The organism is Rhizobium sp. UFLA01-1127 (assembly GCF_059803845.1).
The window spans coordinates 1-14,199 of sequence record NZ_JAUQTZ010000159.1 but is presented as its reverse complement, the minus strand read 5'-3'; the positions used below and the strand labels follow the sequence as shown (position 1 = coordinate 14,199).

14 protein-coding genes are annotated in these 14,199 nt (G+C 60.5%); 6 read left to right on the top strand and 8 right to left on the bottom strand.

All coding sequences use genetic code 11. The annotated features are described in order from the left end of the window. A partial coding sequence (locus Q4Q11_RS27465) for an MFS transporter (protein ID WP_498571447.1) occupies positions 1 to 961 on the top strand: 961 nt, incomplete at its 5' end. Positions 962 to 1,357: 396 nt separating this feature from the next. Continuing rightward, positions 1,358 to 2,605, top strand: coding sequence for an O-antigen ligase family protein (locus Q4Q11_RS27460; protein ID WP_498571446.1), 1,248 nt, complete (start codon positions 1,358 to 1,360; stop codon positions 2,603 to 2,605). Between the two features lie 154 nt (positions 2,606 to 2,759). Here the strand turns inward: Q4Q11_RS27460 and Q4Q11_RS27455 are convergent, their stop codons facing one another. After that, on the bottom strand, positions 2,760 to 3,308 hold the full coding sequence (locus Q4Q11_RS27455; RefSeq protein ID WP_498571445.1) for a L,D-transpeptidase family protein: 549 nt from the start codon (positions 3,306 to 3,308) through the stop codon (positions 2,760 to 2,762). A gap of 148 nt (positions 3,309 to 3,456) precedes the next feature. On the opposite strand from Q4Q11_RS27455, the gene Q4Q11_RS27450 reads away from it, so the two are divergent. Beyond that, on the top strand, positions 3,457 to 4,140 hold the full coding sequence (locus Q4Q11_RS27450) for a response regulator transcription factor (RefSeq protein WP_498571444.1): 684 nt from the start codon (positions 3,457 to 3,459) through the stop codon (positions 4,138 to 4,140). A gap of 7 nt (positions 4,141 to 4,147) precedes the next feature. Further along, positions 4,148 to 4,603: a cyclic nucleotide-binding domain-containing protein gene (locus Q4Q11_RS27445; RefSeq protein ID WP_112504639.1), complete on the top strand. Its 456-nt coding sequence runs from the start codon at positions 4,148 to 4,150 to the stop codon at positions 4,601 to 4,603. A 12-nt stretch (positions 4,604 to 4,615) separates the two neighbouring features. Here Q4Q11_RS27445 and Q4Q11_RS27440 read toward each other — a convergent pair whose 3' ends face one another. The 6 genes from Q4Q11_RS27440 to tesB all read right to left on the bottom strand — a co-directional run bounded on the left by Q4Q11_RS27440 (position 4,616) and on the right by tesB (position 12,111). Next, positions 4,616 to 5,419: an exodeoxyribonuclease III gene (locus Q4Q11_RS27440; protein ID WP_112504641.1), complete on the bottom strand. Its 804-nt coding sequence runs from the start codon at positions 5,417 to 5,419 to the stop codon at positions 4,616 to 4,618. A gap of 100 nt (positions 5,420 to 5,519) precedes the next feature. Further along, positions 5,520 to 6,194: an outer-membrane lipoprotein carrier protein LolA gene (locus Q4Q11_RS27435; protein ID WP_498571443.1), complete on the bottom strand. Its 675-nt coding sequence runs from the start codon at positions 6,192 to 6,194 to the stop codon at positions 5,520 to 5,522. Positions 6,195 to 6,330: 136 nt separating this feature from the next. Continuing rightward, positions 6,331 to 9,009 (bottom strand): FtsK/SpoIIIE family DNA translocase, encoded by a 2,679-nt coding sequence (locus Q4Q11_RS27430; protein WP_498571442.1) that lies wholly within the window; start codon positions 9,007 to 9,009, stop codon positions 6,331 to 6,333. 270 nt (positions 9,010 to 9,279) lie between these two features. Next, positions 9,280 to 10,635: an ammonium transporter gene (locus tag Q4Q11_RS27425; RefSeq protein WP_498571441.1), complete on the bottom strand. Its 1,356-nt coding sequence runs from the start codon at positions 10,633 to 10,635 to the stop codon at positions 9,280 to 9,282. A 27-nt stretch (positions 10,636 to 10,662) separates the two neighbouring features. Then, positions 10,663 to 11,013 (bottom strand): P-II family nitrogen regulator, encoded by a 351-nt coding sequence (locus tag Q4Q11_RS27420; RefSeq protein ID WP_162701516.1) that lies wholly within the window; start codon positions 11,011 to 11,013, stop codon positions 10,663 to 10,665. 213 nt (positions 11,014 to 11,226) lie between these two features. Further along, complete coding sequence (gene tesB, locus Q4Q11_RS27415; protein WP_113214893.1) at positions 11,227 to 12,111, bottom strand: acyl-CoA thioesterase II; 885 nt, start codon at positions 12,109 to 12,111, stop codon at positions 11,227 to 11,229. Between the two features lie 83 nt (positions 12,112 to 12,194). Here tesB and Q4Q11_RS27410 point away from each other — a divergent pair, with 83 nt between their 5' ends. Continuing rightward, positions 12,195 to 13,409: a ubiquinone biosynthesis hydroxylase gene (locus Q4Q11_RS27410; protein WP_498571440.1), complete on the top strand. Its 1,215-nt coding sequence runs from the start codon at positions 12,195 to 12,197 to the stop codon at positions 13,407 to 13,409. 229 nt (positions 13,410 to 13,638) lie between these two features. Here Q4Q11_RS27410 and Q4Q11_RS27405 read toward each other — a convergent pair whose 3' ends face one another. Beyond that, a complete protein-coding gene (locus tag Q4Q11_RS27405; protein ID WP_113214895.1) occupies positions 13,639 to 14,004 on the bottom strand; it encodes a winged helix-turn-helix transcriptional regulator in 366 nt (121 codons plus the stop codon). A 98-nt stretch (positions 14,005 to 14,102) separates the two neighbouring features. On the opposite strand from Q4Q11_RS27405, the gene Q4Q11_RS27400 reads away from it, so the two are divergent. Then, positions 14,103 to 14,199: SDR family NAD(P)-dependent oxidoreductase (locus Q4Q11_RS27400; protein WP_498571448.1), on the top strand; the 97-nt coding region annotated here is incomplete at its 3' end.

Sequence of the window (14,199 nt, the reverse complement as noted above, 5' to 3'; positions counted from 1 at the left end):
GCTCGGCGGCATCCTGATCGCCGGCTTCGGCTGGGAAACCATCTTCCTGGTCAACGTGCCGCTCGGCATCGCTAACTTCCTGCTGGCCGCCCGCTTCCTGCCGGCCGATCGCCAGGACCGGCAAGCGGCACCAGGCCGCCTGGATGGCATCGGCACCTTGCTGCTGGCTCTGACGCTGGCGGCCTATGCGCTGGCGATGACGACAGGGCACGGAAGCTTTGGCGCTCTGAATATCGGCCTGCTGCTGGCCGCAGCTTTCGGCGGCGCCCTGTTCATATTCACCGAGATGAATGTGAAGTCGCCGCTGCTGCGTCTTTCCATGTTCCGCGATCGCAGGATCAGCACCGGCCTTGCCATGGGCACACTCGTTTCCACCGTCATCATGACGACGCTGGTGGTCGGCCCCTTCTATCTCTCTCTGGCTTTTGGCCTCGATGCCGCCCATGTCGGCGCCGTCATGTCGGCAGGCCCGCTGGTGTCGGCACTGACCGGCGTCCCGGCCGGCCGCATCGTCGATCGCTTCGGCGCCCACCGGATGACCATAACGGGCCTTGCCGGCATGATCGTCGGCCTGTCTCTGATGGCGGTGCTGCAAGGCAGATTCGGTGCCGCTGGCTATATCGGTCCGCTCATTATCGTCACCGCGAACTACGCGCTCTTTCAAGCCTCCAACAACACCACGATCATGAAGGAGATTAGCTCCGAGCAGCGCGGCCTGATTTCCGGCATGTTGAGCCTGTCGCGAAATCTCGGGCTCATCACCGGAGCATCAGTCATGGGTGCAATCTTCACGCTGGCGTCGGGGACGGCCGACATGAGAGCAGCGCCCCCTGAAGCGGTGGCTCATGGAATGCAGATCACCTACATCGTGGCCGCCCTTCTGATCGCCGCAACGCTTGCCATCGCGCTGACGGGTCAGGCCTTTGCAAAGCATGCTGCCCTCTCCGAGGATATGCCGTAAGAGACGCAAAGGGACAGGGTGGCGGCTGACAAGCGCGCCATCCGATCAGGCCGATACAGGGCCAGCGAATTCTGAAGAAACGAAATCGGGAAAGCTGAATCCCTGAGTAATCCTTCCGCCTATGGCTCAGCCGATTTCCGGCTGAGCTCTTTCCTGTCCTTGGCCGGAATAGTCTTCGAACCTGTTTTAACGTTCGTTAACTTCAAATCGTCAATGATGAGTACTCTACTATTCAAGGTGAGAGCGGTGAATAATGCCCTTGTCGAAGCGAAACATTGTCCGGTACCTCGCATCCACCGTAGACACCGAGTTCAACGGCTGCCGGGGCGAAATTTGCATGGCTGACAGGGTCAGATTCCTGACACCGTTCCGTCTGCTCGATACGGAAAACGCCGATTGACCGTCACGGAGCTCCAACCGTCGCGCGTCTCGCAGCCGCAGCTCGCCGCTTGGCGGCTGATCGGTACGGCATGTGTCGCCATAGGGGTATTCCTGTCGGGTTTCGTCATCGCGGAGCCGGCACCATACGAGCTGTGGCTCGCCTTTCTCATCGGCACATGGTTCATTCTGGGGCTGAAAATCTCGCGCAGCGTCGCGCCGCTTTTGGCCCTGTTCCTGACGTTCAATATCGGCGGGATGCTCTCGATCACGCAGATGTACAACCTTGCCGCCGGCAATCATCTCGCCGGTCCGATCTATATCGCGGTATCGACCTTCCTCGCGTTGAGCGCAATCTTCTATGCAGCCATCATCGAAGATAACGAAAGACGGCTGAAGCTGATATTCAATTCGTGGGTGGTGGCGGCGCTGATCACCGCAAGCCTCGGCATTCTCGGTTATTTCCATGCCGTTCCTGGCTTCGACATCTTCACCCTCTATGACCGTGCCAAGGGTGCCTTCCAAGATCCGAATGTCTTTGGACCCTATCTGGCAGCGCCCAGTCTCTATCTGATCCACGGCCTTTTGATCGGCGATTTGAAAAAGGCCCCTATCAAGGCGGTCTGCCTTCTCGTCCTGGCGTTCGGCATCTTCCTGTCCTTCTCGCGTGCGGCCTGGGCTCTGTTTGCCTTCGCCGCGGCGATGCTGATCTTCTGCATGCTGCTGAAGCACCGCAGCAACAAGTTCCGGCTGCGCATTCTGGTGATGTCGCTGACGGCGATCATCCTCATGGTCGTCCTGCTCGTCGTTGCGCTGCAGTTTCCGCAGGTGAGCGACCTGTTTTCCACGCGCCTGCAACTCGTGCAGGAATATGATGGCGGACATCTCGGCCGCTTCGAGCGCCATAGCATCGGCTTCATGATGTCCATGGAAAGGCCGCTCGGCATAGGGCCGCTGGTTTTCGGCCAGATCTTTCGCGAGGACGAACACAATACCTGGCTGAAGACGCTGACCACCTATGGCTGGCTGGGCTTCGTAACGTGGATCAGCATGATCTGCTGGACCATTTACATCGGCTTCCGCAACCTCCTGCGGGAGAGGCCATGGCAGCCCTTCGGGATGATCGCTTGGATCGTCATTCTCGGTCATGTCGGTATCGGCAACGTCATCGATACCGACCATTGGCGCCATCTCTACATGCTGATCGGCATCGTCTGGGGCTGCGACGCCCTTGAGCGACGCCATCAGCGAATGAACTTGAATTAGGAGTATAGAACAGGAACCATCCTTGTTGGCATAGATGGCTGCGGCATCGACGTCGGTAGCCGGCTTTCAAAACCATGCTGATGGCGATCGGCACGGCATTTTCCAGACGCCAAGCCAACCGGAGAGTATCGGAATTTGAACCTCGGGCGCTCGCTCAGACAACTCGGACAATCGTTCCCTTGTGCAGCAAAGGGAGAATCCGCCGCATGTCGCGAAGATTGACCGCGACACACCCTGCCGTCGGCTCATATCCGGGCCTGATCAGATGAAAGAATATCGCCGAGCCGCGATGGCGCCGGCGCGAATTCACGTTCCAGTCGAGCACAAGGCAGATATCGTAGAGGCCGTCGCCTCGCTGCAATTCCTCGTGGCTTGGCTTGAAAGGCGCCTTTACCAGCCTGTTGTAATTGGGATTGTCGGGCTGATCGCACCAGAGCATATCCTTGCGGATGCGCCGCATCGGCAAGGCCGTCTTCAACGAACGGATCCGATCGCCCCGCGTGAAGCCGTGGAGCAGCTTCATTCCGGCAATCGGCGTTGCGCCGTCGCCCTCACGCTTCAAAATGCTCCGCCCGGATCGGCCGATCGCGGCCGGCACGGTCAGAGGCCCGACCTGCACCAGAGCCCGCATCTTCTTACCCGGCGCAGGGCGCACGACGATCGTCGAAACCGTTCGCCTGGCCTCCCTCCTTGTCTTTTCCATTTTACTCACATGTTTTTGCTTTGCGCGTGATTTCGTTTGAAATCATAGCAGTTTCATCCGAACGACCAAGCCTGGGCCGCGTCGCGACTTGCTAAAAATGCAATTTGGCGTAGGACTTAGGAGGGATTAGAACGAGGACCCGAACGGCATGACCGCACGCACCATTCTCCTGGTGGACGATGACAACGACCTGCGCGAGATGTTGGTCGAGCAATTATCGCTTTACGAGGAATTCAATGTCCTGCAGGAGGCGACTGCCGGAAAGGGCGTGCAGACCGCGCGCACCGTGCCTGTCGATCTTCTTATCATGGATGTCGGCCTGCCCGATATGGATGGCCGCGAAGCCGTGAAGCTGCTGCGCAAGAACGGCTTCAAGTCGCCGATCATCATGCTGACGGGCCACGACACGGATTCCGACACCATCCTCGGCCTCGAAGCCGGCGCCAACGATTACGTGACGAAGCCGTTCCGCTTCGCTGTGCTGCTCGCGCGCATTCGCGCGCAGCTGCGCCAGCATGAACAGAGCGAGGATGCGACGTTCACTGTGGGACGCTATCTCTTCAAGCCGAGCCAGAAGCTTTTGACCACCGAAGACGGGCAGAAAATCCGCCTGACGGAAAAGGAAGCCGCCATCATCCGCTATCTCTATCGCGCCGACCAGAAGGTCGTGACCCGCGATATCCTGCTCGAAGAGGTCTGGGGTTATAATTCCGGCGTTACTACCCATACGCTCGAAACGCATGTCTACCGCCTTCGCCAGAAGATCGAGCGCGACCCTTCCAATGCCGAGATCCTGGTGACGGAAAACGGCGGCTACAAGATCATTCCGTAGGCGATTAATGGCCCTGAACGACGATATCCGACTGCTGTCGCAATTGCCGCTGTTTCACGGCATGGGCGATGAGCCGTTGCGGCTGATCGCCTTCGGCGCCGATCGCCGCCATGTGAACGAAGGCCAGACGCTTTTCAGGGAAAAATCGCCCGCCGAATGCGCCTATGTCGTCACGCGCGGCAGTTTCGAACTCAGCACCATCGATGCCGGCGGCCAAAAGCAGGTCGAAGCCGTGATCCAAGCCGGCACCATGCTTTCCGAACTGGCGCTGGTGACGCTGGTAGAACGGAAATACACCGCGGTCGCTGCGGAAGATTCCGACGTGATCCGCATCACACGCGCCCTCTTCCACCGGCTGATCGAGGAATATCCGGATGCCGGCCTGCTGATCCAGAACCGCATCCGTGAAAACTTCGCCGCCCTTGCCCGGCAGGCGGCAGCAATGCTCGGCCGCTTTTCTTAGAGCGTCGTCCTTTTAAAGATTGAAATGCGCCGTGACGGGTACATGGTCGGACGGGCGGTCCCAGCCGCGCGCCGCCTTCAGGATGTCGATCCGCTGCAGATACGGACCGAGATCGGAGGATGACCAGATGTGGTCGAGGCGGCGGCCGCGATCGGCAGCTTCCCAATCCTTGGCGCGGTAGCTCCACCACGTATAGAGCTTCTCGTTTTCCGGCACCTGCTGGCGCATCAGGTCGAGCCAGGCGCCGCGCTTCATCACCTCGATCAGCCCGTCGGTCTCGACCGGCGTATGGCTGACGATCTTCAAAAGCTGCTTGTGCGACCAGACGTCATGCTCCAGCGGCGCGATATTGAGATCGCCGACGAGGATAGCGGAGGTGTTCTGCTCGGCATTGGCATGCAGTTTCTTCATCTCCTCGATGAAATCGAGCTTGTGGCCGAATTTCGGATTGATATCCCGATCGGGCTCATCGCCGCCCGCCGGAACATAGAAATTATGCAGGCGGATGCGCCGGCCGCCGCGCTCGAAGATAGCCGAAATGTGCCTGCTGTCGCCGACATTGCAATAATCCTGGCGGTGATCCTCGGTCAGCGGAAAGCGCGAGGCGATCGCAACGCCGTGATAGCCCTTCTGGCCGTGGATGATGATGTGCTCATAGCCGAGAGCCCTGAGCGGCGCATAGGGGAAAAGCTCGTTGGGAACCTTGGTTTCCTGCAGACAGAGGATATCGGGCCGGGCCTGCATCACGAACTGCTCGACGATGGGCATGCGCAGCCGCACCGAATTGATGTTCCAGGTCGCAATCGAAAATCCCATGTCCAAGCCTTTCCCGTCGTGAGGGTAAGGCTTTAGACCGGCCGTGGCGGAAAGAAAAGCGCCATTCGGCGCTATCTATGGCTGAGAACGAAGACGACGCTCAGCGTGTATAGTCGATGCGGAAAACACTGTCGTCGAAGGCGACATTGGTCTTTACATTGTTGATGATGACGTCGGTCGTCTTGCCCTGCGGATCGATGACGGTCCATTGGCGCAGATCGTAGCTCTTCGAATCGAAGATCATCGTGATCGTCGAATCGCCGAAAACCGTACGGTTGCCGAGCGTGATCTTGGTGAGATCCGGCTTCGAATCGACATCCCGTACCATATCGGCGGAAAGGTCGATCTTGTTGGCGAGCAGCAGGCTCAGCGGCGTCTTCGACAGCTGGTACATGTTGCGCGTCTGCGTCTGGTCATTGATGACTTGCACATTGTTGCCGTCGCAGATGACGCGCATACGGGACGGCGGATCGTAGTTGAAGCGCATCTTGCCGGGCCGCTGGATGAAGAAGGAACCGCTCATCTGATCGCCGCGCGGTCCGATCTGAAGAAAGCCGCCCTTCATCGTCTTTATGGACGAGAAATGATCGGCAATGGCCTGGGCGATGCCGGGATTGAGGGTGGCTGCCGTAGTCTGCGTCTCGGCCGGTGCTTGTGCCTGCGCAAAGGCCGAAGCCGGCAGAGCGCCGGCTACACCGACGGCGACCACGGCGCCGAGGAAATGCCGGCGGGTCGGGGAAAGTCGGTCGGACGGCTGCGCATCAAACTTTGTCATCGAATTCTCCTTCATGCTTCGTCCATGGCGCTCAAAATCGGCGTCTTCATGGCGCAACGGCCCAGGGCCGGTAAGGGGCTGCGATCAAATTTCCCTGAACATAGGCGGGATATGCGACACAAGAAGGCAGGCTGCCTCAGCGATCGAGAATATCGGCTTCGGTGGGAACAAGAATTTCCCGCTTGCCGGCATGATTGGCCGGGCCGATCACGCCTTCCTGCTCCATGCGCTCGATCAGCGAGGCCGCGCGATTATAGCCGATACCCAGGCGGCGCTGAATGTAGGAGGTCGAGGCCTTGCCGTCGCGAAGGACGATCGCAACCGCCTGATCGTAGGGATCTTCCGAATCGGAAAGATTGGAGGTGCCGGCCGGACCATGGCCATCGTCATCCTCGTCGTCATCGGCGGTGATCGCGTCGAGATATTGCGGCGCGCCCTGTGTCTTCAGATAGGCGACGATATCTTCCACCTCGCCATCGGAGACGAACGGACCGTGCACGCGCTGGATACGTCCGCCGCCGGCCATGTGGAGCATGTCGCCCATGCCGAGCAGCTGCTCCGCGCCCTGCTCGCCGAGGATGGTGCGGCTGTCGATCTTCGAGGTCACCTGGAAGGAGATGCGCGTCGGGAAATTCGCCTTGATCGTGCCGGTGATGACGTCGACAGACGGACGCTGCGTTGCCATGATGACATGGATGCCGGCCGCGCGCGCCATCTGCGCCAGACGCTGTACGGCGCCTTCGATATCCTTGCCCGCCACCATCATCAGATCGGCCATTTCGTCGATGATGACGACGATATAGGGCATCGGCTTCAGGTCGAACTCTTCCGTCTCGTAGATCGCCTCGCCGGTCTGGCGGTCGAAACCGGTCTGCACGGTACGGCTGATCGCTTCGCCCTTGGCAACAGCCTGTTCGACGCGCGTATTGAAACCGTCGATGTTGCGCACGCCGATCTTCGACATCTTCTTGTAGCGCTCTTCCATCTCGCGGACGGTCCATTTCAGCGCAACGACGGCCTTCTTCGGATCGGTGACGACGGGTGAAAGCAGATGCGGAATGCCGTCATAGACCGAGAGTTCGAGCATCTTCGGATCGATCATGATCAGGCGGCACTGCTCCGGCGTCATGCGGTAGAGCAGCGACAGGATCATGGTGTTGATCGCGACCGACTTGCCCGAGCCGGTCGTACCGGCCACGAGCAGATGCGGCATCTTGGCAAGATCGGCAATGACCGGCTCGCCGCCGATCGTCTTGCCGAGCGACATGGCAAGCTTCGCCTTGGATGTCTCGAAATCGCGGCTGGCGATGAGTTCGCGCAGATAGACCGTTTCGCGCGTCGAGTTCGGCAGTTCGATGCCGATGGCATTGCGGCCGGGAACGACGGCGACGCGCGCGGCGATCGCACTCATCGAGCGGGCGATATCGTCGGCAAGGCCGATGACGCGGGACGACTTGATGCCGGGCGCCGGCTCCAGCTCGTAGAGCGTGACGACCGGGCCGGGCCGGACATGGATGATCTCGCCCTTGACGCCGAAATCCTCCAGCACGCCTTCGAGCATGCGGGCATTCTGCTCCAGCGCGTCGGCAGAGAGCGTCGCGTCGCGCGCGACTGCCTTCGGCTCGGCAAGCAGGTGGACGGCTGGAAGCTGAAAGCCGTAGGAACGGATGAAGGAGGTCTGTGCCTCGCGTTCGACGCGTGCGCCAGGCTTCGGACGCGGCGCTGCCGGAATGACGCGCTGACCGGGAGCGGCACCCTTTGGCGAGGCCGGACGCAGCGGCCATTCGTCGTCCTCTTCGTCGTCGGGCAGGATATCGGCCGGACGCCGGGGATCGCGATCATAGAGCGAATCGTCGTCCTCATCCTCATCGTCGCCAAGGCTGATCGAGGGCGCGGAAACGACGCGGCGCGCTGCCGGGCCATCCATGGAGGGTTCAAGACGGTCGCCGCGCGCCACCGGCGCCTTGGCCCGCACCGGCTCGTTCAGCGTACCGAATTCGTCATCGTTGAAATCGTAAGGCGCATCGAAGGCGTGGTCGCGGCGCTTGCGCGGCCCCATGCCGAACAGGCGGCGAAGGCGGGCCTGCGTGTTGTACCAGGCGTGCATGACCGCGCCGAAGGCCATGAAATTGCCGAGGAAGCTGCCGCGATCGTCATCCTCGTCCGCATCGCCCACCCGGCGCGCGCGGCTGCGGGTTTCCTCGTAATCGTCCTCGTCTTCATTTTCATCTTCCGCGAGGTTTTCGCCGATGACGCCGGCAGCAAAGAGCATGAGCCAGACGGCCGGAACGGCGAGAACCAGCCCGATGATCGTTGCCACAACGCCGCTTGGATAGGTGCCGATGAAGAGAGACGGAAGGCGCAGCAAAAGATCGCCGACGACACCGCCGATACCGTTCGGGATCGGCCAGGTCGGCGGCGCCGGGAAGCAGGCGATGGAGCCGGCGGCGACGATGGAACCGCCGAACCAGGCGCCGAGACGCGAGGGTACGCGATGAAGCCTGCGGTTGGAAATCAGCGCAAAAGCCCAGGCCACGACGGGCAGCATCGCCAGAACCGAGGCAAGGCCGAACGACTGCATCACGATGTCGGCAAAGGCGGCGCCGGGAAAGCCGAGCAGGTTGGTCGGCGCATTGGCCGTCGCATAGGAATAGCTGGGATCCATGACGTTCCAGGTCGCCAGCGCCGCAACGGCAAGCGCAAGCAGGAACAGCAGCGCAAAGCCCGCCAGGCCCTTGATCTGACGCCAAACCACACTCGATAGCGATAAACGGTCGGGACGACCGCTCAACGCCGCCGAACTGCTTCTGCCCATGATATCCAGCCCCGTTCCTGTCGAAAGCGCAAGCGAATCGGTCTATGCCCACTCGCCGGCAGGTTAGACCTACCTAATCAGAGGAGGGTTAATGGCATGTTAACCATGCGCCCCGACCTCTCGAATCATCGGCTTTACAGGTGACGCGCTGCGCAAACAAAAATGGCCCGAACCGAGGTTCGGGCCAAAAGCGGCCCATTTTCGATGAAATAGGACGCGACGGGATGTTGAACGATGCCGGGCGGTCTACCCCGGCATCGCAAGCTCCGATCAGGAATTGTGGTAGGCGGCTTCGCCGTGCGAGGCGAGGTCGAGACCTTCGCGCTCGGCTTCCGGAGCGACGCGCAGACCGATGACGACATCGACGATCTTGTAGAGGATCGCAGAGCCGATGCCGCACCACAGGATGGTGGTGACGACGGCGGTCAGCTGAACGACGACCTGGCTGCTCATGGTGACGCCATCGGCATAACCGACGCCGCCCAGCGAGGCGCTGGCGAAGATGCCGGTTGAAATGGCGCCGAAGATACCGCCGATGCAGTGCACGCCGAAGACGTCGGCCGTATCGTCGTAGCCGAACTTGTTCTTCACGACCGAGACGAAGAAGTAGCAGAGCGGCGAGACGATGAGGCCCATGACGATCGCGCCCATCGGACCGGCGATGCCGGCGGCAGGCGTGATGGCGACGAGGCCGGCAACCATGCCCGAGGCGCCGCCGAGCATGGAGGCTTTGCCGCGGGTGAAGGTTTCGACCAGCGACCAGGAGATGATGGCGGCCGCCGTTGCGATGAAGGTGTTGACGGTTGCGAGCATCGCGCCGCCCGAAGCTTCGAGGTTCGAACCGGCATTGAAGCCGAACCAGCCGACCCAGAGCATGGATGCGCCGACCATGGTGAGCGTCATGGAATGCGGAGCCATCATGTCCTTGCCGAAGCCGACGCGCTTGCCGACGAGGACGGCGCCGACGATGCCGGCGATACCGGCATTGATGTGAACGACGGTGCCGCCGGCGAAGTCGAGGGCGCCCATCTTGAACAGCATGCCGTTGGAATCCCAGACCATGTGAGCGATCGGGAAGTAGACGAAGGTCGCCCACAGCGCGCAGAAGAGCACGGCTGCGCCGAACTTGATGCGCTCGGCGAAGGCGCCGATGATCAGGGCCGGCGTGATGGCGGCGAAGGTCATCTGGAACAGCATGAAGATGAATTCAGGGATGACGACGCCCTTGGAGAAGGTCGCTGCCGTGGTCGAGGTCGAGACGCCCGCGAGGAACATCTTGGCCGTGCCGCCCCAATAGGGGCTGGTGCCGCCGCCGAAGGCGAAGGAATAGCCATAGAGAACCCAGAGCAGCATCACGACCGCGCCGATCATCGTGCACTGCATCAGGACCGAGAGCATGTTCTTCGAACGGACGAGACCGCCATAGAACAGGGCAAGACCCGGCACGAGCATGAACAGCACGAGAATGGTGGAGATGAACATGAAGGCGGTGTCGCCCTTGTCCGGAACCGGAGCGGCGGCAGCAGCCGGTGCGGCCGCCTGCGCAAAGGCGATCGCCGGCGCGAGCAGGGCTGCAGAAAGCGTACCCACCCGCGTCAAGGTGGAGGAAAGCTTGGAAAATGACATGCAAATAACTCCCTGATCGGCCGTGTCTTACAGCGCTTCTGAATCGGTTTCGCCCGTACGGATGCGCACGGCATGGTCAATCGAATAGACAAAGATCTTGCCGTCGCCGATCTGGCCGGTCTTGGCTGCCGACGCGATGGCCTCGACGGCTTTATCGACGAGTTCGGAAGCGACTGCGACCTCGATTTTCAGCTTCGGCAGGAAGCTGACGGCATATTCGGTGCCGCGATAGATCTCGGTATGCCCCTTCTGACGCCCGTAACCCTTCACTTCGGTCACAGTCAGGCCCTGGATGCCGACAGCCGTGAGGGCCTCACGGACCTCATCGAGCTTGAACGGCTTGATAATGGCCATCACAATTTTCATCTGGTTTCCCATCCTTTGTTAGCCTCGGCACGGAGCCGACTCTCCTTGCCGCCGACGAGTGTTTCTGCAGCGACTGGACATATACATTCAAAGGCCGTGCCAGATTCGTGACACATTTATAACATCTTGAAATCTAATGGTTTTATTAAAAAGACCCAATAAAGCGGCAATTTGCGCCGCGACAGACGCACAAATAAGGTGCAAATTTACAAATTTGCACCTTATTTAATCATTTGCCTTTTTACGAATCAACCCCTCCTGCGCCACCGACGCAATCAAGACACCGGATCGCGTAAACAGGCTGCCTCGCGTAAATCCGCGCGCACCCGAAGCACTGGGGCTTTCTTGGCTATAAAGCAGCCAGTCGTCGAGCTTGAACGGGCGGTGGAACCACATGGCATGGTCGAGGCTCGCCACCTGGATACTCTGGTCCAGAACCGATGTGCCATGCGCGTTCAGGGAAACATCGAGCAGTGTCATGTCCGAGAGGTAGGCGAGCACGGCATTCCGATAGAGTCTGTCATCCGGCACGGGTCCGGTCAGCCGCACCCAGATATTCTGCCGCTGGCTTGGCTGCGCGCGGGAGAAATAGCTCTCGATCGAGACCGGCCTGATTTCGATCGCCCGCTTGCGCTCCCAATACCGGCGCACATTTTCGGGCGCATGGGCAAGGTAGCGCCGCTTGACCTCTTCCTCATCCATCAGCTCCTCCGGCATCGGCACGCCTGGCATCTCGCCCTGATGATCGAAGCCGGGCTCATCGACCTGGAAGGAGGCCGTCAGCGCAAAGATCGCCCTGCCGTGCTGGACCGCAAGCACGCGTCGCGTGTTGAAGCTCGAACCGTCACGCAGACGGTCGACCTGATAGAGGATCGGCACCGAAGGGTCGCCCGGCAGCATGAAATAGGCATGCAGCGAGTGCGCGAAACGATCGCCATCCACAGTCCTCTGCGCCGCCATCAGCGCTTGGCCGATGACCTGCCCGCCGAAAACGCGCTGCCAGCCGACCTGCGGGCTGTTGCCGCGAAACAGGTTCATTTCGATCGTTTCGAGATCGAGCGTCGCAAGCACTGTTTCCACCGGGGTGGGCTTCTCGGTCTCTCGCGACATTTTGCTTGAACTCCCATGGTAGGAACCGTGAACAGGATGCTCTATATAGAGCAGGACGTGACAGTAAGACACAGGGAAGCGCTATGTTGGACATGCTGGTAGTGGGTGGCGGATATGTGGGTCTTGCCGCAGCGGTCGCAGTCAAGCAGGCAGCCCCCCACCTCGACGTCATGATCGTGGAGGCCTCCACCGAAACCGCCTGGAAGAAGGACATGCGGGCCTCGGCGATCATCGCGGCCGCCTCGAAGATGCTGGAAGTCCTGGGCATCTGGGACGAGATCGCGCTGGAGGCCCAGCCGATCACCCGAATGATCGTTACCGATTCGCGCACCGGCGATCCCGTGCGTCCCGTCTTTCTTACCTTCGACGGCGAAGTGACCGAAGGCCAGCCTTTCGCGCATATGGTGCCGAACCTCACGATGGTCGGGGCGCTCCGCGGCGCCTGCGAGCGCTTGGGCATCCCGATCTGGCACGGCCTCAGCGCCACCGGTTTCGTCACCGACGACACCAAGACCACGCTCACCCTTTCGGATGGCACCGCGCTTGAAACACGGCTTCTGGTCGCCTGCGACGGCGTGCGCTCCAAACTGCGCGACATGGCGGGCATCAAGACCGTCAACTGGGATTACGGCCAGTCCGGCATCGTCGTCACCGTGGAACACGAGCGGCCGCATGGCGGCTGCGCCGAAGAGCATTTCCTGCCGTCAGGCCCCTTCGCCATCCTGCCGCTGAAGAACAATCGCTCCTCCCTCGTCTGGACGGAACGCACCTCCGACGCCGAACGGCTGGTCGCTTCGGACGATCTCGTTTTCGAGGAAGAGCTGGAACGCCGCTTCGGCCACAAGCTCGGCGCGCTGCATACCATCGGCGAGCGCCGCGCCTTCCCGCTCGGCCTGACGCTTGCCCGCGCCTTCGTCGCGCCGCGCTTCGCGTTGGCGGGCGACGCCGCCCACGGCATCCACCCGATCTCCGGCCAAGGCCTCAATCTCGGCTTCAAGGATGTGGCCGCCCTTGCCGAAACCATCGTCGAAGCTGACCGCCTAGGCCTCGACATCGGCTCGATCAACACTCTCGAGCGCTACCAAACCTGGCGCCGCTTCGACACCTTCCGCATGGGAGTGACGACCGACGTGCTGAACCGGCTCTTTTCCAACGACAACACACCGCTTCGCATCGCCCGCGACTTCGGGCTGGGAATCGTCGACCGCCTGCCCAGCCTCAAATCCTTCTTCATTGGCCAGGCGGCGGGCACGACTGCGAAGGACAATCCGCGGCTGCTCGCTGGCGAGGCGATTTGAGATGTCGGCAAATGGAAGGGTGTAATTCGCCGCGGATGTCTGCCAACGGGCCGGGAGGAGACTGACCGCTTCTGAAAAGCGAAGCAGGAAAGCGGTCTTACGTGTGATTTGAAAACGTGCAGCTACAGTTCAAATCTCGTCAGCGGGCCGGGCCGATGAAGATGAGCACTATTTCCAGGCTATAGCCACACCAGGTGCGCCATGCCTTTCCGCTAAGATAATTGGAAATTCAGACAACTTTTTCCACCTCGGAAGTGCCGCGGCGTAGCATGAGTTTCTCGACTTCGATCATGTGTTCAGTTCCCCAGGCACAGAGGGGCTTCAAGGCTCCTGCAAGGGTTTGGCCAAACGCCGTGAGGGAATACTCGACTTTCGGCGGGATTTCCTTGAAATCGAACCGATCGACGATCCCATCAGCCTCCAGTTCTTTGAGTTGCTGGATAAGCATTTTGTCACTGACGTTGCCGATGGCGCGCCTCAGGTCACCATAGCGCCGGGCTTCGTAGGAAAGATGGAATAGGATCAAAGGCTTCCACTTGCCGCCGATGACAGCCAACGCAGCGTCCAGCCCACAGATAAAGTCCGGTGTGGTCACTTAGCATCTTCCAATTGGTACTTACCAAAAGGTGCATACTGGAAGATAGAAAAGCAAGCCTCTATTTCGAAACAATCATCATTCTCTAGGAGATCGAAATGGGCAGACTTGAAGGTAAAATCGCCGTCATAACCGGCGGCAACAGCGGCATCGGTCTGGCGACTGCCAAACGGTTTGTGGCGGAAGGCGCTGAGG